18 protein-coding genes are annotated in these 18293 nt (G+C 64.1%); 12 read left to right on the top strand and 6 right to left on the bottom strand.

Annotation, left to right across the window (positions count from 1 at the left end; genetic code table 11):
• Nucleotides 1–2: 2 nt before the first annotated feature.
• Nucleotides 3–494, top strand: a complete 492-nt coding sequence (locus tag OKQ63_RS08450; protein WP_264213488.1) for a CinA family protein — start codon at nucleotides 3–5, stop codon at nucleotides 492–494.
• A 138-nt stretch (nucleotides 495–632) separates the two neighbouring features.
• Nucleotides 633–1814, top strand: a complete 1182-nt coding sequence (locus OKQ63_RS08445) for an ammonium transporter (protein WP_264213487.1) — start codon at nucleotides 633–635, stop codon at nucleotides 1812–1814.
• Between the two features lie 82 nt (nucleotides 1815–1896).
• Here the strand turns inward: OKQ63_RS08445 and tmpT are convergent, their stop codons facing one another.
• Both tmpT and OKQ63_RS08435 read right to left on the bottom strand, forming a co-directional pair.
• Nucleotides 1897–2538, bottom strand: coding sequence for a thiopurine S-methyltransferase (gene tmpT, locus OKQ63_RS08440; protein ID WP_264213486.1), 642 nt, complete (start codon nucleotides 2536–2538; stop codon nucleotides 1897–1899).
• Between the two features lie 94 nt (nucleotides 2539–2632).
• Nucleotides 2633–3079: a type II toxin-antitoxin system RatA family toxin gene (locus OKQ63_RS08435; RefSeq protein ID WP_264213485.1), complete on the bottom strand. Its 447-nt coding sequence runs from the start codon at nucleotides 3077–3079 to the stop codon at nucleotides 2633–2635.
• Nucleotides 3080–3152: 73 nt separating this feature from the next.
• On the opposite strand from OKQ63_RS08435, the gene hpt reads away from it, so the two are divergent.
• Both hpt and OKQ63_RS08425 read left to right on the top strand, forming a co-directional pair.
• A complete protein-coding gene (hpt, locus tag OKQ63_RS08430; RefSeq protein ID WP_264213484.1) occupies nucleotides 3153–3698 on the top strand; it encodes a hypoxanthine phosphoribosyltransferase in 546 nt (181 codons plus the stop codon).
• Between the two features lie 256 nt (nucleotides 3699–3954).
• The gene (locus OKQ63_RS08425; RefSeq protein WP_264213483.1) at nucleotides 3955–4320 is read left to right on the top strand and encodes a hypothetical protein; all 366 of its coding nucleotides are present in this window, start codon (nucleotides 3955–3957) and stop codon (nucleotides 4318–4320) included.
• 3 nt (nucleotides 4321–4323) lie between these two features.
• On the opposite strand, the gene OKQ63_RS08420 is transcribed toward OKQ63_RS08425, so the two are convergent.
• Together OKQ63_RS08420 and lipA are read right to left on the bottom strand one after the other, a co-directional pair.
• Nucleotides 4324–5466, bottom strand: a complete 1143-nt coding sequence (locus OKQ63_RS08420) for an amidohydrolase (RefSeq protein ID WP_264213482.1) — start codon at nucleotides 5464–5466, stop codon at nucleotides 4324–4326.
• A complete protein-coding gene (gene lipA / locus OKQ63_RS08415; RefSeq protein WP_264213481.1) occupies nucleotides 5463–6413 on the bottom strand; it encodes a lipoyl synthase in 951 nt (316 codons plus the stop codon). The genes OKQ63_RS08420 and lipA overlap by 4 nt, the downstream gene beginning before the upstream one ends.
• 209 nt (nucleotides 6414–6622) lie before the next feature.
• Between lipA and OKQ63_RS08410 the strand changes: the two genes are divergently transcribed.
• Both OKQ63_RS08410 and OKQ63_RS08405 read left to right on the top strand, forming a co-directional pair.
• Nucleotides 6623–7537 carry a hypothetical protein gene (locus tag OKQ63_RS08410; protein ID WP_264213480.1) on the top strand — a complete coding sequence of 305 codons (915 nt, stop codon included), beginning with the start codon at nucleotides 6623–6625 and terminating at the stop codon, nucleotides 7535–7537.
• 184 nt (nucleotides 7538–7721) lie between these two features.
• The gene (locus tag OKQ63_RS08405; RefSeq protein WP_264213479.1) at nucleotides 7722–8270 is read left to right on the top strand and encodes a peroxiredoxin; all 549 of its coding nucleotides are present in this window, start codon (nucleotides 7722–7724) and stop codon (nucleotides 8268–8270) included.
• A 71-nt stretch (nucleotides 8271–8341) separates the two neighbouring features.
• Here the strand turns inward: OKQ63_RS08405 and OKQ63_RS08400 are convergent, their stop codons facing one another.
• Entirely contained in the window at nucleotides 8342–9415 is a 1074-nt protein-coding gene (locus OKQ63_RS08400; protein ID WP_264213478.1) for a helix-turn-helix domain-containing protein, read from the bottom strand.
• 232 nt (nucleotides 9416–9647) lie between these two features.
• On the opposite strand from OKQ63_RS08400, the gene OKQ63_RS08395 reads away from it, so the two are divergent.
• A complete protein-coding gene (locus OKQ63_RS08395; protein WP_264213477.1) occupies nucleotides 9648–10007 on the top strand; it encodes a DUF6477 family protein in 360 nt (119 codons plus the stop codon).
• Between the two features lie 16 nt (nucleotides 10008–10023).
• Here the strand turns inward: OKQ63_RS08395 and OKQ63_RS08390 are convergent, their stop codons facing one another.
• A complete protein-coding gene (locus tag OKQ63_RS08390) occupies nucleotides 10024–11568 on the bottom strand; it encodes a trimethylamine methyltransferase family protein (protein WP_264213476.1) in 1545 nt (514 codons plus the stop codon).
• A gap of 242 nt (nucleotides 11569–11810) precedes the next feature.
• Here OKQ63_RS08390 and guaA point away from each other — a divergent pair, with 242 nt between their 5' ends.
• The 5 genes from guaA (at nucleotide 11811) to OKQ63_RS08365 (ending at nucleotide 18288) form a co-directional block, all read left to right on the top strand.
• Complete coding sequence (gene guaA / locus OKQ63_RS08385; RefSeq protein WP_264213475.1) at nucleotides 11811–13379, top strand: glutamine-hydrolyzing GMP synthase; 1569 nt, start codon at nucleotides 11811–11813, stop codon at nucleotides 13377–13379.
• Nucleotides 13380–13498: 119 nt separating this feature from the next.
• Nucleotides 13499–15004 (top strand): hypothetical protein, encoded by a 1506-nt coding sequence (locus OKQ63_RS08380; RefSeq protein WP_264213474.1) that lies wholly within the window; start codon nucleotides 13499–13501, stop codon nucleotides 15002–15004.
• Between the two features lie 144 nt (nucleotides 15005–15148).
• Nucleotides 15149–16033 (top strand): DMT family transporter, encoded by an 885-nt coding sequence (locus OKQ63_RS08375; protein ID WP_264213473.1) that lies wholly within the window; start codon nucleotides 15149–15151, stop codon nucleotides 16031–16033.
• A 103-nt stretch (nucleotides 16034–16136) separates the two neighbouring features.
• On the top strand, nucleotides 16137–17252 hold the full coding sequence (locus tag OKQ63_RS08370; protein WP_264213472.1) for an OmpP1/FadL family transporter: 1116 nt from the start codon (nucleotides 16137–16139) through the stop codon (nucleotides 17250–17252).
• A 121-nt stretch (nucleotides 17253–17373) separates the two neighbouring features.
• On the top strand, nucleotides 17374–18288 hold the full coding sequence (locus OKQ63_RS08365) for a DMT family transporter (RefSeq protein WP_264213471.1): 915 nt from the start codon (nucleotides 17374–17376) through the stop codon (nucleotides 18286–18288).
• The last annotated feature ends 5 nt before the right edge of the window (nucleotides 18289–18293 follow it).

Here is an 18293-nt window from a genome sequence, read left to right as displayed (position 1 = left end):
TCATGGACACCGCAGAGATCATCCGCCGCGCCGCCGCCGCAAGCATCACCATCGCCACCGCCGAAAGCTGCACCGGCGGCATGATCGCGGCCGCGCTGACGGATATCCCCGGCTCCTCCGCCGTGGTGGACCGGGGGTTTGTCACCTATTCCAACGCCGCCAAGATGCAGATGCTGGGCGTGCGTGCGGAAACCCTGGACGCTGTGGGCGCCGTCAGTGAAGAGGTGGCTGCGGAAATGGCCGCAGGCGCACTGAACAACGCAGGCGTCACGCTGGCGGTCTCCGTCACCGGCATCGCCGGCCCCGGCGGGTCGGAGTTCAAACCCGAGGGCCGCGTCTGCTTTGGCCTCGCGCGCACCGGCCGGGAGCCCCTTACCGAGACGGTGGACTTCGGCGCCATCGGGCGGGACAAGGTCCGCGCCGCCACCCGGGACCACGCGCTGGAACTGCTGGCCGGGGCGATTTCCCGAATCGAACGCGAAACGGGCAGCTGACCCGCCACAGCGCTCAATTTTTCAGCACTTGCAGAAAAGCCCCGTTTTTGGGCGCCTTCCGCGCCTCTGCCGCTTTTTTCTGCGCAGGCTTTCCGCTTTTTCCTGACCCACCGTTTTAAGAGGGGAAGGAACAGACGGATGAACGGAGCGGATACAGCATGGATCATTGTGGCCACGGCCCTGGTCCTCTTCATGACACTGCCGGGACTGGCGCTGTTCTACGGCGGGCTGGTGCGTGCCCGCAATGTGCTCAGCGTGTTCATGCATTGCTACGCCATTGCCTGTTTGATGAGCGTACTGTGGCTGGCTTTCGGCTACACCGTCGCCTTCGGCAGCGGCACGTCCGGCCTGTGGGGCGGATTGGACAAGATGTTCCTCAATGGCGTGACCGCGGACAGCCTCTCCGGCACCCTGCCCGAGGTGCTGTTCTTTGCCTTCCAGATGACATTCGCCATCATCACGCCCGCGCTGATCGTCGGCGCCTATGTGGAGCGGGTGGGCTTTGGCTTTGTCCTGGTGTTCTCCGGCCTCTGGATGCTCTTGTGCTATGCGCCGGTGGTGCATTGGATCTGGGGCGGCGGTTTTCTGGCTGATGGCGGCATCTTCGGTGACACCGGGGTCAGGGACTTTGCCGGCGGCATCGTGGTGCATGAGACCGCAGGCCTGGCCGCGCTGATCATCGCCTTCTTCCTCGGCCCGCGCAAAAACCGCAGCATCCCGCCGCACAATCCCGGCTATGTGATGATTGGTGCGGCGATGCTGTGGGTCGGCTGGTTCGGCTTCAACGGCGGCTCGCAGCTGGCGGCGGACGGAGGTGCTGCTATGGCGCTGACCGTGACCCATCTCTCCGCCGCAACCGCCTCGCTCAGCTGGGCGCTGTGGGAAAAGATCAAATACGGCAAGGCCTCCCTCGTCGGCCTGGTGACCGGCACCATTGCAGGGCTGGCCTCGATCACTCCGGCCTCCGGATTTGTCGGCCCGGTGGAAGCGCTGATCATCGGTGCCATCGCCGGTGTGCTGTGCCAGGAGATGGTCAACCTGATCCGCAACAGGATGCAGATCGACGACACGCTGGATGTTTTCGCAGTTCACGGCGTCGGCGGCATCTTCGGCACTATCATGATCGCCGTCTTCGGCGCCGGCGCCTGGGCCGCGCAGCTGGGCGCCCTGGTCATCGTCGGCGTCTTCACCGTGGTGGTGACCATCGTGCTGGTGAAAGTTGCGGCCGCGATCACATCCCTGCGGGTGGATCTTGAAAGCGAGACCAACGGCCTCGATCTGTCGGTTCATGGCGAGCGGGCATATGACATGAACAGCTGACCCCCCATAACGCATGCCACCACTCACGGCAGACGGTGCCTGTTGCGCACCGCGCGGGTCCCTTCGGGGACCCGCTTTCGTTTCACCCCTTAGGTGCCAGCAGCCAGGCCTGCTCCAGCGCATTGCAGCGCTCGCCGATCCGGCCATCGGCTGCGCGTTCTTCGATCAGGGTGATGGCATGGGTGTCCTGATAGAGCGCCTGAACGGTTTCCCCCGGCACCGAAAACGGCGGCCCCTGCATCAGCGACTGGTCATAGTCGAACCCGATCAGCAGCTGTTTGGCAGTACCGGCAATCCGGTTGAGATGCGCCGCATATGCCCTTCGATCTTCAGGTTTGACCGCAACCAGCGCAGCCCTGTCGTAGACTGCATCGACCGGCGCAATATGCTCCTCTGTCAGCGCAAAGAAGTCCCCGGCGTACAGGGTCAGCGTTCCGGCCTGATACCGTGTGAGGGCACCCGTCTTCGCCACCTGCGGTGCCAGCCCCTGGCGCGCAAACACCTCTTCCACCGCTCCCTGGTTGAACTCGACGCCTGTCACCCGCAAACCCTTGCCAACCAGCCAGTCCAGATCCAGCGCCTTGCCGCAGAGCGGCACAAAGACCGACTGCCCGGCCTGCAGACCAAGCCGGGTAAAATGTTGTGCCAAAAGGGAGTTGGGCGCCGCTTCATGAAAGCCGATGCGGTTATCGCGCCACCGCGCCTGCCAGAAATCCTGATCCATCACGAGCCGTTCCTTCCATTGCAAAATCGCAAGCCCCGCCAGTGATACAGCTTGAAGCCGGCTTTGGGTCAAGAGGGGGCCGGCCTGCCCGGCCTTACCTGTACAGGTCCGCCGCGCGGCGCTCGAACGCGCGCACGATGCGCTGCATCGCCTCGTTGAAGACCACGCCGATAATGCTTTGCAGCACCGCATTCTTGAATTCGAAATCGACAAAGAAGGACACGTCGCAGGTGCCGTCTTCCCGCGGCGCGAAGATCCAGTGGGATTTCATGTAGCGGAACGGGCCGTCCAGATACTCGGTGTCGATCTTTTTTTCGCCAGGATACAGAGTTACCCGGCTGCCGAACCGCTCGCGGAAGACCTTGAAGGAGATCACCAGATCCGCCTCCATCACCTCGGCTTCGCCCAGGACTGCGCGGCTGCGGATGCGGGCGGCGGCGCACCAGGGCAGGAACTGGGGGTATTGCGCGACATCGGCCACCAGATTGTACATCTGCTGCGCCGTATAGGGCATCTGGCGGGTTTCCGAGTGTGTGGGCATGACCTGCTGATTTTCTGCTACAATTGTCGGGCGTCATGTCCTATGTACGCGCGGGAAATTCAAGGGGGCAGCCATGTCACAGCGTCCATATGTCATTGATGTGATGATCTCGGCCAAGGCGATTGCAGCACGGATCGAGGAGCTTTGCGCGGAAATTCAGCGTGAATTCGAGGGCACCGACAAGCTGGTCGTGGTTGGCCTGCTGCGCGGTAGTTTCGTGTTCATCGCCGATCTGGTGCGTGAGCTGGACCTGCCGATCGAGGTCGATTTCCTCGAGGCGTCCTCTTATGGCGATGCGATGGAGAGCAGCCGGGAAGTGCGCATTCTCAAGGACTTGCGCGGCGCCATTGAAGGGCGCGACGTGCTGGTGGTGGAAGATATCGTCGACACCGGCCACACGCTGAACCACGTTATCCACCTGCTGCAAAGCCGCAACCCTGCCCGGCTGAAGTCCATCGCCCTGCTCGACAAGCCGTCCCGGCGCGAGGTGGATTTCCGCTCAGACTGGATCGGCTTCGAGATCCCGGACGAGTTTGTCGTGGGCTACGGCATCGACTATGCGCAGCGCAACCGCAACCTGCCGCATATCGGCAAAGTGCGGTTCACCGACGAAGGCTGATCCGGTCCGAACAGGGCGGCACCCCGCGAACACCCCCTCCTGTGCCCCCCCGTACACCCCCTGAGCACCGGCCAAACAGCCGGCCGCCGGTTTCGTGCGAAAAAGCCACAGATTACAGAAACCTGCGCGCAACCGGGAACCGGCGCCAGTCCGCCGGTTTCCGCCCGCCGCCGGCGCATTCCGGCGCAGCGGATTTGCCTTTTCTGCCTGGCTCGCTCATCTGAGATCCAAACGCAGAGATCACAGGAGATCCGCAATGCAAAAGATTCTGATGGCCGCAGCCGCGGCTGCGAGCCTCACCCTTGCCCCCGCGGCCTCCCATGCCGGGCCGCCGAAATGGGCGCCGGGCCACAAGAACAGTGCCGCCCATTACGCCCCGGGCCAGGTCAAGAAACGCCACGGCGCCAAACACAGCCACAGCCATGACCATGATCATGACCGCTACGACGGCCGCATCCGCGGTGACGACTGGGTCTATGTGGATGACTACGGCCGCTGGGGCCTGAACCCGCCGCGCGACGGCCACCGCTATGTGCGCAAGGACAACCAGATCTTTGAGGTCGTCAAGGGCACCCTCGCGATCATCGGCGCAGTGGCCGTTGTCGATGCGCTGACCAAGTGACGGTCAGCCCAGCAGGTTTCTGACCGTATGCAGAAATATCCCGGCCCCGACCGGGATCGCTGCGTCCGGGAAATCGTAATCCGGGTTGTGCAGCTGCGGCTGGTCCGCGCCGGAGCCGAGCCAGAACATCGCCGCCTTTGCCTCCTGGCCGAACTGGCCGAAATCCTCGGACCAGCGTTGGGGCAGGTCCCGCATCTGCATCGGATGGCCCGCCTCAGCTGCCGCTGCGCGCAGTACTTCCACCGCTTCCGGGTGGTTGGTGCAGGCGTCAAAGACGTCGTCGAATTCGATTGCGACGCCCAGCCCCTCGGCTGCGCAGACCTGCTCCGCCAGCGCCGTGCCAGCAGCAATCAGCTGCTCCATGCGGCTGTTGGTGACGGTGCGCAGGGTGGCCCAGACCTCTGCCTGGCCGGGCGCGATGCCGAAGGTGGCCTCGCCCAGCCGGGCATGGGTCAAAGTGACCAGAGCAAACTCCGGCCCCAAATCCCCGCCGCTGCCCAACGCCACCAGCCCCGGCAGCAGCTGGGAGATGGCACCGGCGGGAGACACCCCGTCCTGCGGTGCCGCAGCGTGGGAGGTCTTGCCGGTGAGCCGGATCCGCATTCCGCGCGACGCGCAGTTGGCAGCCCCCGCGCACAAAGCCGCCTGCCCCACCGGCAGCCCCGGCAGGTTGTGCAGCGAGAAGGCATAGTCCGGGGCAATCCGGGAAAAGGCGGGATCAGCGATCACCGCTGCCGCGCCCTTGCCGGTTTCCTCGGCCGGCTGGAACAGCAGCACCGCGCGGCCCCGTGCGGGGCGGGTGGCGGCCAGATCCTCCGCCAGCGCCGCCACCATGGCCATATGGCCGTCATGGCCGCAGAGATGGCCGCGGCCCGCATGGGTGGAGCGGTAGGGCTGGTCCGAGAGTTCCTCGATCGGCAGCCCGTCCAGCTCGCAGCGGATCAGCACGGCGGGGCCTTCTGCCCTGCCCTCAAAGACCGCGGCAACCCCATGCCCGCCGAGGCCTGTCAGCAGCTGATCGGGTTCATGCTGGCGCAGGTATCCTGCCACCATGGCGGCGGTCTTTTCCTCGGCGCCAGACACTTCGGGGATCTGGTGCAGGGCGTGGCGCAGCCGGGTGAGCCGCGCCAGACGCTCTGGTGTCACGCCAGGCCCAGCTTCTTGTTCCGCGCCTCGCGCAGGCGGGCAAAATCATCACCCGCGTGGTAGGAGGAGCGGGTCAGCGGCGTGGCGGAGACCATCAGGAAGCCCTTGCCATAGGCGGCTTTCTCGTAGGTCTTGAATTCCTCGGGCGTCACGAACCGGTCGACCGCGTGGTGCTTGGGCGTCGGCTGCAGGTACTGGCCGATAGTGAGGAAGTCGATGTCTGCGGCGCGCATGTCGTCCATCACCTGTTTCACCGCCTGCGCATCCTCGCCCAGGCCGACCATGATGCCGGATTTGGTGAAGATCGACGGGTCCAGTTCCTTGACCCGCTGCAACAGGCGCAGGGAGTGGAAGTAGCGGGCGCCGGGGCGGACCTCGGGGTACAGGCCGGGCACGGTTTCCAGGTTGTGGTTGAACACATCCGGCTTGGCCTCGGCCACCAGTTCCAGCGCGCTGTCATCGCATTTGATGAAATCGGGCGTCAGGATTTCGATGGTGGTTGACGGGCTGCGGTGGCGCACGGCGCGGATGGTCTGGGCGAAATGCTCGGCGCCGCCATCTTCCAGATCGTCGCGGTCGACGGAGGTGATCACCACGTGATTGAGGCCCAGTTTCTGCACCGCATGGGCGACCCGGCCCGGCTCGAACGCGTCCAGCGCATCGGGGCGGCCGGTGGCGATGTTGCAGAAGGTGCAGCCGCGGGTGCAGATCTCGCCCATGATCATCATGGTGGCGTGGCCCTGGCTCCAGCATTCGCCGACGTTGGGGCAGCCGGCCTCTTCGCAGACGGTGGTCAGGTTGTTGTCGCGCATGATCTTATGCGTCTCGGCATAGCCTTGGCCGCCCGGCGCCTTGACCCGGATCCAGCTTGGCTTCTTGGGCTGAGCATTGTCGGGACGATGCGCCTTTTCGGGGTGGCGCTGCTCCGGGATCTTAAGGTCTCTCACGTGGGTTTCCCTTCCGGCCTTTGGCGTTCTGAGCGGGTTTAACACAGCTGATCTGGCTTGGCACGGTCATATCGTCAACCCTGTCCTGCGGCTTTGTCATGGCTCAAACTCGGGAAATGCGCCGTTTTCTTTTGCCAAAACGCCGCAACAGGACACATAATCCGCTCAAGCCAATCAATCACGCCGTTGACACGTTCAGGGAGGGACCCATGGCCAAGGAGCTGGAGAAGTTCAAGACAGAACACAAGAAGCTGGCCGCAGCCACCAAGAAATACACCGCCGCCGAGGGCGACAAGCTGAAAAAGCGGATCGGGATTTCGCTGGGCAATGCCTGGGAGGGCGAAGACTATTTCCGCGAGAGCCTGGCCAAGGCGCGGGCCGACGGGGTGACCTCCGGCAAGATGGCCGATTTCCAGAAGAACAAGCATTTCAAGGATGGCATGGCCACCTGGAACAAATCGGTGGACATCCATCAGCAGGAAGTCGACGCGATGAAAGGCTTCTGCACCGAGGCCAAGGCGCATATGGCCAAGATGAACAAGCTGGCCGGCGACATCGAGAAAGACCTGAAGAAACGGTCGAAAACCTCTGCCTCCAAGAAGGACATCGAGGGGCTGCAGGGGACGCTGGCCAAGGAGATTGCCGAGGTGAAGAAGGCCTCGGAATACGAAGGCAAGCTGAATGCGGCGCAAAAACTGTATGCGGCGAATTTCCAGAAAACCGTCGCCAGGATCATGAAGGAAAACCCGGAAGGCCACGACAAAAAGCTGGACGCAACCGAGCTGCCGCAGCTTCTGGTGGACCGGAATCTGAAGAAATACACCAATCAGGTCGGCATCCTGGTGAAGGCAATCAACGCCCATTGCATCGCGGCCATCGACAAGGCCGGAAAGGATCTCAAGGCCGCGGCGCCGGACCTCAAGGCGGCGGCGGCGAAGTTCAAGGATCTGAAGAAGATCAACGACCAGTACCAGACCGTGAAGAAGAAGTTCCCGGGCGCGATCGACGATTCGAAGGACAAGAAGAAGCTGCTGGCCACATTGAAGAAATTCAATGACCTCACCGCCGCGGCCGAGCGCAAGCTGCGCGGCACCACGGTGACGATCAAAAAGGCCGCGGCCTAGCAGCTGCCAGCCTCCTGACGGAATAAAAAACGGGATCCCGGCGCCGTATCCGGCCGCCCGGGCGGCGCATCTGCGGCGTCTTGTCCGGAACCTTTGCCTCCGGCGCACGCGGTTGTTGCCCCCAGCTTAGAATCATTTTAAGCCTGCGCGCCGAACGAACACTCACCTTCAGGAGCATTCCGAAATGAAAGCTGGCGTTAAGCTGCCCGACGTGACCTTCCACACCCGCGTCCGTGACGAAGCGGTCGAAGGCCCGAACCCCTTCCGCTGGGAAGACAAGACCACCGCCGACTATTTTGCAGGCAAGCGCGTTGTGCTGTTCTCGCTGCCCGGCGCCTTTACCCCGACCTGCTCCACCTACCAGCTGCCGGGCTTTGAAAAAGGCTTTGCCGATTTCCAGGCCGAAGGCATCGATGAAATCTACTGCATGTCGGTGAACGACAGCTTCGTGATGAACAAATGGGCCGAAGCGCAGAACCTGGTAAACGTCAAGGTGATCCCGGACGGCTCCGGCGAGTTCACCCGCAAAATGGGCATGCTGGTCGACAAGGCCAACCTCGGCTTCGGCGCGCGCTCCTGGCGTTATGCCGCCATCATCAACGACGGTGTGGTCGAGGCATGGTTCGAAGAGCCGGGCCTGTCCGACAACCACCCGGAAGACCCCTATGGCGTCTCCTCGCCGGAGACCGTGCTGAAGCACCTGACCGAAGCCAAGGCAGAAGTCGCCGCCTAAGGCTTTGCCGTTTCAGGCATTTTCACGGGCCCGCCAGGTGCGGGCCCGTATTCGTTTGCATTGCGGCATGCTCAGCCGATCAGCTCCGCTTCCTGCTCCCTGCCCTCGCCGTAATATTCCGCGAGATGCTGCAGGGCGATCCGCAGCACCACCTTGCCGGAGCGGGCCGGCCAGCCCAGGTTGCGCTCGGCGGTTTCCAGCCCTTCCAGATGGCAGCAGCAGCGCAGGGCAATATCGCTGAGCCCCGCGCCCAGTTTCTGCAACGCATCAGTCATCCTCTCGCGCGCGGCCGCGCCGGCTTCCTGGCTGCTGCTGCGCATCGCTCGGCTTGCCTGGGTGAAGTAAAGCTTTTCCTGCCTCAGATGACCGCTGATCTGGGCCAGCTCGAAGTCTTCCCGCAGCCGTTTTCCGGCCGTGACCATGCCCGGACTCAGAAATGGATTTCCGTCCTTGTCCGCCAGCCGGGCCAGCATTTCCAGCGGCGTCTCCGAGCTGCCATAGCGTGGTTTGCGGCCATAACCGCCGCCGCCGGGGGCTTCGTGGGCGGCAAAGGGGATCTGCGCCTCGGCAAAACCGCCCTCCAGCCGCGCCCGGGCGCGGTTTTCCTGATCGGCAATGATCCGGTTCAGCGCGGCACGGCCTGCAGTGGTGATGGAGTAGCGGCTGATCCGCCCCTGCCGCGAGCAGGCAATCCATCCGGTCAGGGCCAGCGCCCCGGCGAGCGGGCGCGAAACCGCCACCTTCTGGCCATCCGCCTCGGCACCTTCGCGCACGACAACCGCCATTTCCATGCCCTCGGCCGCAGCCAGCACCGCACCGCCGCGGCTGAGCAGCGTCAGCACGCTGGCCGCTTCCTGCTCGAACCCCGCCGACAGGCCGCGGGGGGCCGCCTGCTTGCCGGCGGCAGGACCAGGTTTCAGGGCAGCCGCCTGATAGCGCCCGGCCAGATAGGTCAGCACTTCGTCGATCAGCGGATCGTCCCGCAGCGTCTCTACCCGCCGCACCTGGCGCAGTATGGTGGAGGGATGGCATCCCGCCTTGCGGGCCAGTTGCCGGATCGGCCTCCCCGCCTCCGTGTGCTGAAGGTAGCGGCATGTCTCAAGCGGGACCCAGCCAGGCAAGGGCGCCTGCGGTATGTTTTGCATATATCAACCCCCGGTCGTCAGTCGGGTCCGCCTGCCGGCTGCAATATGACGCCTACGGCCTTTCCACGAACACCCGACTGCATGTGAACAAAAATCGCGGATCAGGCGTCATTGTTTCCCGAAAATAAATAATCATCACAAAACGTACCGTTCGCCGGTAGCTACCCATCCGCAACACTACGTAAGGTTGTGGTATAGCAGAGCCGGTACTGAGAATGGAAAGGAGAGGACAATGCAGGATGTATTCAGCCGGCTTACCTTGCTCCGGCGCCCGCGGATCCTGGCACGGGCGGCCCGCCTTGGGGCACAGAACTATTGCCGCAAGCGCGACTTGCGCCGGATACTGGGCTACGGGGCGGTCCCCAAGCCCGCTGCCGCCGTGATGCGGCTGCTGGAAATAGAAAGCGCCTTCAACGCCGCGCGTCTGGCGGGAGAAGCCGGGTATTCGCTGATCCGCCATGTGGATGTGCTGATCGCGCTGGCTGGCGAAGCGGGTTACCTGCACAGGCCGGAGCACCTGCGGGATGCAGGAACGGCGGCCCATGCGGACCGCCGTTCCGATGCGGCAGAGAGCGCAGCCCCCTGCCCCTGAGCTGTCGCAGGCGCGCTTACATGAAGGCGTCGGGCATCGAGGCTTTCTTCTCGGCCACGTACTCTTCAAGCGCCTGCTTGACCGCCGGATCCATTGCGGGCTGCTCATAGGTGGCCAGCAGCTTCTCGACCCGGTTGGAGGCCAGCGCGTAGGTGTCGCGCGCGCCTTCCTCTTCCCATTGTTCAAACGGCTTGTAGTCCAGCAGCTCGGACTTCCAGAAGGCCGATTTGAAGTTGGCCTGGGTATGCTCGCAGCCCAGGTAGTGGCCGCCGGGGCCGACCTCGCGGATGGCTTCCATCGCCTGGCCGTTCTCGTCGACGGAGACGCCCTTGGCAAGGCCATGCAGCACGCCCAGCTGGTCGGCGTCCATCACGAACTTCTCAAAGTCGGCGACCAGGCCGCCTTCGAGCCAGCCGCAGGAGTGCAGCATGAAGTTGACGCCGGACAGCAGGCCCATGTTGAGCGAGTTGGCGGTTTCATACGCGGCCTGCGCGTCGGGCAGCTTGGAGCCGCAGAACGAGCCGGCCGAGCGGAACGGCACACCGAGGCGGCGGGCCAGCTGGCCTGCGCCATAGGTGACAAGCGACGCCTCGGGGGTGCCGAAGGTCGGCGCGCCGGAGTTCATGTCGATCGAGGACACGAAGGCGCCGAAGATCGCGGGCGCGCCGGGGCGGCACAGCTGGCTGTAGGCGATGCCGGCCAGAACCTCGGCCAGAACCTGCGTCAGGGTGCCGGCAACCGACACCGGCGCCATGGCGCCGCCGACGATGAACGGCGAGATGATACAGGCCTGCATGTTCTGGGCATAGACTTCCAGCGAGCCCATCATCACATCGTCGAAGGTCATCGGCGAGTTGATGTTGGTCAGCGAGGTCATCACGGTGTTGTTCTGCACGAACTCCTGGCCGAACAGGATGCCGGCCATGTCGACCGAGTCCTGGGCGCGGCTGGGTTCGGTGACCGAGCCCATGAACGGCTTGTCGCTGAGGGTCATGTGGGCCATCAGCATGTCCAGATGGCGCTTGTTCACCGGGATGTCGGTCGGCTCGCAGACGGTGCCGCCGGAGTGGTGCAGCCACTTCGACATATAGGCCAGCTTCACGAACTTGTTGAAGTCGTCCATGGTCGCATAGCGGCGGCCGCCGTTGCGGTCGCGCACGAAGGGCGGGCCGTAGACCGGCGCCAGAACCAGGTTGCGGCCGCCGATGACCACCGATTTCTCGGGGTTGCGGGCGTGCTGGGTGAATTCCGCGGGCGCGGTTCCGCACAGCTTGCGGGCCAGGCCGCGGGGGATGCGCACGCGCTCGCCCTGCACATCCGCACCGGCTTCGCGCCAGCGCTCCAGCGCCGCCGGGTTGTCAACGAAGTTGACGCCGACCTCTTCCAGAATGGTGTCGGCGTTATGCTCGATGATCTCCAGCGCTTCCGCGTTCAGGATCTCGAAGTTCGGGATGTTGCGCTCGATGTACTTGGCGGTCTCGATCTTGACGCTGGTGCGTTCTGCGCGGCGGGCGGCGCCTCCGCCACCCCGGGCGCGACGGCGCGGTGCTGCTTCTGTCATGGTTTATCCTCACCACAGGCATTTCATTGCGAAGGGTATTATAGCCAGTGCGTGCGCCGCCGCCGCAGGATTACGGCCATTCAAGTTGAAAAGCGACATTGCCGGGGCATTTTGCACCGCGGCGGTGGACTTTGGCATACCTTTCCGCATTCCGCACCGGCCCGCCGTGAAAAACCGGGCCGCGCGCCGCCGCGGGGCCAAACCCCCTTGCAGAAACCGCTTTCCTGCCCTATGGCGCGTGCATGACAGAGACATCCCATGACCGCCTTCTCATCATCGACTTTGGCAGCCAGGTCACGCAGCTGATTGCGCGCCGCCTGCGCGAGCTGAACGTCTATTGCGAAATCCACCCCTATCAGAATGTCACCATGGACTTTGTGCGCCAACTGGCGCCCAAGGCGGTGATCTTCTCCGGCGGGCCGGACAGCGTGACGCGCGAGGGATCTCCGCGGGCGCCGCAGGAGATTTTCGACTATGGCGTGCCGATCCTCGGCATCTGCTATGGCCAGCAGGTGATGATGCATCAGCTGGGCGGCAAGGTGGAAAGCGGCCACGGCACCGCCGAATTCGGCCGCGCCTATGTCACCCCCACCGTGGAGACCCCGCCGCTGCTGGAAGGCTGGTTCGCCAATGACGCCGACCGCGAGCAGGTCTGGATGTCCCACGGCGACCACGTCAGCCAGATCGCGCCGGGGTTCGAGGTCTATGGCACCTCCCCCAATGCGCCCTTTGCCATCACCGCCGATGTCAGCCACAATTTCTATGCGGTGCAGTTCCACCCCGAGGTGCATCACACCCCGAACGGCGCCAAGCTCTATGAGAACTTCGTGCGTCTGGCGGGTTTCAAGGGCGACTGGACCATGGGCGCCTACCGCGAGCAGATGATCGAGAAGATCCGCGCGCAAGTCGGCGAAAAGAAGGTAATCTGCGGCCTGTCCGGCGGCGTCGATTCCTCGGTTGCGGCGATCCTGATCCACGAAGCGATCGGCGACCAGCTCACTTGCGTCTTTGTCGACCACGGGCTGCTGCGCAAGAACGAGGCGGAAGAAGTCGTCAAGATGTTCCGCGACAACTACAACATCCAGCTGATCCACGCGGACGAAAGCGAGCTGTTCCTGGGCGAGCTGGATGGCGTCTCCGACCCGGAGACCAAGCGCAAGATCATCGGCAAGCTGTTCATCGACGTGTTCCAGAAACACGCCGACACCATCGACGGCGCCGAATTCCTGGCGCAGGGCACCCTGTATCCGGATGTGATCGAGTCGGTCTCTTTCTCCGGCGGCCCCTCGGTCACCATCAAGTCGCATCACAATGTCGGCGGCCTGCCTGAAAAGATGGGCCTGAAACTGGTCGAGCCGCTGCGCGAGCTGTTCAAGGACGAAGTCCGCGCCCTGGGCCGCGAACTGGGTCTGCCGCAGTCGTTCATCGGCCGCCACCCCTTCCCCGGACCGGGGCTGGCGATCCGCTGCCCCGGCGAGATCACCCGCGAGAAGCTGGAAATCCTGCGCGAGGCGGACGCGGTCTATATCGACCAGATCCGCCGCCACGGCCTGTACGACGAAATCTGGCAGGCCTTCGTGGCCATCCTGCCGGTCCGCACCGTCGGCGTGATGGGCGACGGCCGCACCTATGACTACGCCTGCGCGCTGCGCGCGGTGACATCCGTGGACGGCATGACGGCGGATTACTACCCGTTCAGCCATGACTTCCTGGGTGAGACCGCCACCAGGATCATCAACGAGGTCAAGGGCATCAACCGCTGCACCTATGACATCACCTCGAAGCCTCCGGGCACCATCGAGTGGGAATAACCCCGTTTTTTAAAGCCCCCCGGCCCAGTGGCCGGGGGTTCTGTTTGTCCGGGCCGGTTAACCAATCCGTCAGGTGTTAATGAAATAGTTCCCCAAACACCGCCGGTTTGGAGAATCCAATGATCATTTGCCACCCGCTGAAACTTATCTTCATCAAGACCAAGAAGGTTGGCGGCACATCTTTTGAAATCGCCCTGTCCAGTTTCTGCGACGAAACCAGTGTCATCACCCCGATTTCCCCCGACGACGAAAAGACCCGTGCCGACTTGGGCTATCCCGGAGCGCAGAATCACGAGCAGCAGGCCTGGCCCGACGGCACTGAGACAGCTGCGCTGTTCTTTAACCACATCCCCGCGGCCCAGGCCAAAGCCAGCATCCCGCAGGATATCTGGGACAGCTACACCAAGGTCACCATCTGGCGGGATCCCTATGATGCCATCATCTCCCGCTACTACTGGGAGAAAGCCGACGTTGCCGGCATTCCGTTCGGAAAATTCGTGCGCGAATTCAAGGGAATGCTGACCGAGAACTGCCGCATCGCCCCGCTGGAGGGGCCGGATGCGATGGACGTCTACCTGCGCTACGAGCATCTGGAGGACGATATCGCCGCGCTTGGCATTGACGGGCTGTGGGAGCGGTTCTGCGGACTGCGCGCCAAAGGCGCCTTCCGGCCGCGCAGCGGGGCCGATCCGGACACGCTGTACACCCGGCACCCGGGGGCGGCCGATACCGTGGCAGAACAATGCGCAGCCGAGATCCGCAAATTCGGCTACACCCGCCCTGGCACAGTGCCCGCCATGGCCAGGGCGGAGCCGGCCGGCAAAAACGACTTTATCTTTACCCTGTCCGCCGGGCGGACCGGCACAGCCTGGCTGGCGCAATTCCTGGGGGACAACCTGCAGATACGCTCCGTGCACGAACCCCTGGGCGTCGAGGATTTCGGCACGGCAATGCCGGAAATCCGCCATATGCGCAGGTTCAATACCCTGGGCATGGACGGGGTGATGCGGGACTTCTGGCACAACAAGCTGGGCTCGCTCCAGGCGCCATATGCCGAGTCCAACCACACGCTGGGCAAATGCGGGCTGATCGAGGCGCTGGCGGACAGCAGCATCTGCAGCCGCACCGCTGTCATCGTCCTGCGCCGCGACCTGGCCAAGCAATGCGCCAGCTACGTCGGACGCAATGACTTCCAGAACATCACCATCCCCTGGCAATGGTACCTGGACATGAGCTACCGCAACGTGATCGTGAACCCGTCCGTCTTCCACCAGATGGGGCAGATCGGCTGGGCCATCTGGTACGCGCTGGAAATGGAAGCGCGCTATGCCTACTACCAGATCAAATACGCCGGCCGGGTCAATTTTGTCGAAGCCAGGCTGGAAGAGGCCACCAAGCCGGAGGGCGCTGCCAAACTGCTGGCCGCCCTGGGCTGCGGCGGCGCGCCGGTGCTGCCTGAGAAGAAGAACGCCACCCGCAACCAGTCCGAGGTCACCGAAGCGCTGACCGCCGAAATCCGGATCCTGCTGGACCGGCTGGATTTCGACCCGGTGGCCACAGCGACCGCCTACATCAACGCGGGCCGCGCCCTGGACGCTCCGGCACAGCGCAGCGCCGCGGCCTGATCTCCGCATCTCCGGCGGCAGCGGCACGGCGGAACCTGCTGCCCGGCCCTGCTGCGCTCCTGCTGCAGCCGGGCCTATCTTGTGCTTGACCCCCGGCACGGAATCCCTGTCTGGTCCTGCCGGAACAAACGGGGAGACGCCGGCATGGCAGATGGTGAAGCGCGCACGGGACTGGCGGCCCTGTGGATGGTCGGCGCCATCATCTCCTTTTCCGCCATGGCCATTGCCGGCCGCGAGGCCGGGCTGACGCTGGACACCTTCGAGATCATGACCTACCGCAGCCTGGTGGGCCTGCTGATCGTTGCGGTGGCGCTGACCGCCACCGGGCGCTGGCACCAGGTGCAGCGGGACCGGCTGGGCGTGCATCTGATGCGCAACATGTTCCACTTCACCGGCCAGAACCTGTGGTTCTTGGCGGTGACACTGGTGCCGCTGGCGCAGGTCTTTGCGCTGGAATTCACCTCGCCCTTGTGGGTCATAATCCTGTCGCCGCTCCTGCTGGGCGAGATCCTGACCCGGCGGCGGATGCTGGCGGTGTGCCTGGGCTTTGCCGGCATTCTGATCGTGGCCCGCCCCAGTCCGGACACGCTGAATCCGGGTCTGGTGGCGGCGGCCAGCTGCGCGATCTTCTTTGCGCTCACCGCGATCCTGACCAAACGCCTGACCCGGCACGAGAAAACCGGCTCGATCCTGTTCTGGCTCACGTCGATGCAGTTGGTGATGGGCCTGCTGGCGGCGGGCTGGGACGGCGACATGGCGCTGCCGGGTGCCGCCACCCTGCCCTGGCTGGTGCTGATCGGCATTGCCGGCCTCACTGCGCATTTCTGCCTGACCACCGCGCTGTCGCTGGCCCCCGCCAGCGTGGTGGTACCGGTCGATTTTGCCCGCCTGCCGGCCATCGCGATCCTAGGCATGGTGATCTATGGTGAGGCGCTGGATGCCTGGGTGCTGAGCGGTGCGGCCATCATCTGCATAGCGAATTATCTCAATATAGTTGCAGGAAAGCCCGTCCATTCCACCCCGAATTGATTGAATCCGGCTAGTTTCCGCGCGGTTAATGTTGATTTGCGGAAATCCCGCCGATTACGTTCGCGTAAAGCGGCACTCATCAGCCGCAATTCAGGGAGGAACAATGAAACGCTATCTTGCAACGCCGGCGGCTTTGGCGCTGGTATCCGGCTCAGCCATGGCGAGCGGCCTGGACCGCACCGGCCAGCCGATCGGCATCATCTTCGAGGAAGGCACCTACGCGGAATTCTCGTTTGCGACCACATCCGTGGACCTGTCGGGCAACGACCGGACAGTCCTGAACCCGCTTGGCTCTGCCACCGGAGATGTCGGCGACCGCTTCAGCATGTTCGGCGCGGGTTACAAACGGGACCTCAGCGAGCAGCTGTCCTTTGCCCTGATCTTCGATCAGCCCTGGGGTGTGGATGTCGACTATCCGGCGGGCGGGTCCGTGCTGCTTGGCGGCACGACCGCGCAGGCGGATTCGAACGCTGTCACCGCCCTTCTGCGCTACAAGTTCAATGAACGCTTCAGCGTTCATGGCGGTCTCCGCTACCAGGAGATCGATGGCCAAATCAATCTGGCCGGCGCTGCCTACGCCGCAATTCCCGGGGGCACCTACAACGTGCGGGTCAACAAGGACGGCGCCTTTGGCTGGGTGGCTGGTGCCGCCTACGAGATCCCCGAAATCGCCCTGCGTGCAGCGCTGACCTACAGTTCGGAAATCGAACATGATCTGAACCTGAACGAAAGCTTTGCCGGCTTCCCCGCCGCGAACGCCACGACGTCGACCAAGACCAAGACGCCGCAATCGGTGAACCTGGACTTCCAGACCGGCGTCGCCAAGGACACGCTGCTGTTTGGCAGCATCCGCTGGGCCGAACACAGTGTGACCGACCTGGCTCCCACGGTTCTGGGCCGCGACCTGATCGACCTGGATGATTCCTTCACCTACACGCTGGGTGTCGGCCGCCGCTTCAACGAGCAATGGTCCGGCTCGCTGGCGCTGATCTATGCTGATGTTGACGGGGATGATCTGGTGTCGCCGCTGGCGCCGACGCACGGCTACGAGGCGATCCGCCTTGGCGTGCAGTACAAGCAGGACAGGATGACGATCTCGGCCGGCATCCGCTACACCCAGCTGGGCGATGCGGTCGCCTCTCCCGGCGGCAACCCGGTCACCAACTTCCAGGACAATGACGCCGTCAGCTTTGGCCTGAAGGTCGGCTACAACTTCTGATCCTCCGGCAGGCAGCTGCCTGTGCAGAAACTGCTTCCGCCCCGCCCCGTTTCCGGGCGGGGTTTTCTTTTGCCGCAAGAAACGGGTCGCTTGGCGCCGGCCTGGGCATTACCTGCCCCCCATGACCCCGCAAAAGACCATATCGCCCCGCGCCTGGGCCGAGCTGATCCTGCTCGGCGTGATCTGGGGCGGATCGTTCCTGTCGATCCGCATCGCCCTGGATGAAATCCCCGTAGCCACCCTGGTGCTGCACCGCTGCGGCTGGGCCGCGCTGTTTTTGTGGGCCGTGGTGCTGATGATGCGGCTGCCGGTGCCCAAGGACCCGCGGATCTGGGGCGCCTTCCTGGTGATGGGGCTGTTGAACAATGTGATCCCCTTCGGGCTGATGGCCTGGGGACAGCTGCATATCGAAACCGGCCTCACCTCGATCCTGAATGCGGCGACGGCAATTTTCGGAGTGATCGTGGCGGCCCTGGTCTTTGCCGATGAGCGGCTGACGGCGCGCAAGGTGCTGGGAGTGGGGATTGGCTTCCTGGGGGTGGCCACGGCCATCGGCCTGGAGCAATTTGCCGCTTTCGACATCCGCAGCACCGCGCAGCTGGCGGTGCTGGCGGGCACGGTGTCCTATGCCTTTGCCAGCGCCTGGGCGCGGCTGAACCTGTCCGGCCTGCCGCCGCAGGTGGCGGCGGCGGGAATGCTGACCGGCTCCACCCTGTGCCTGGCTCCGGCAGCGCTGGTGATCGACGGTCCGCCCGCGCTGGCGCTGGAGGCAAGCACCTGGATCTCCATCGCCTATTTCTCGCTGGTCGCCACCGCCGGGGCCTATCTGCTGTACTACCGGGTGCTGGGGCTGGCGGGCAGCGGCAACCTGATGCTGGTGACGCTGATCATCCCGCCGGTCGCCATCGGACTGGGCGCGCTGGTGCTGGGGGAGGCTTTGCGGCCGCAGGCCTACGCCGGTTTTGCGCTGCTGGCGGCGGGACTGGCGGTCCTGAACGGCAAGAACGGATTGCGGCGCAAGCGCGCACGGAATTGACCAGG

Origin of the sequence: Leisingera thetidis, assembly GCF_025857195.1 — a bacterium.
GTDB classification, from domain to species: Bacteria; Pseudomonadota; Alphaproteobacteria; order Rhodobacterales; family Rhodobacteraceae; genus Leisingera; species Leisingera thetidis.
Note: the sequence above shows the minus strand (reverse complement) of the source record. Positions and strands in the feature narration are given on the sequence as shown.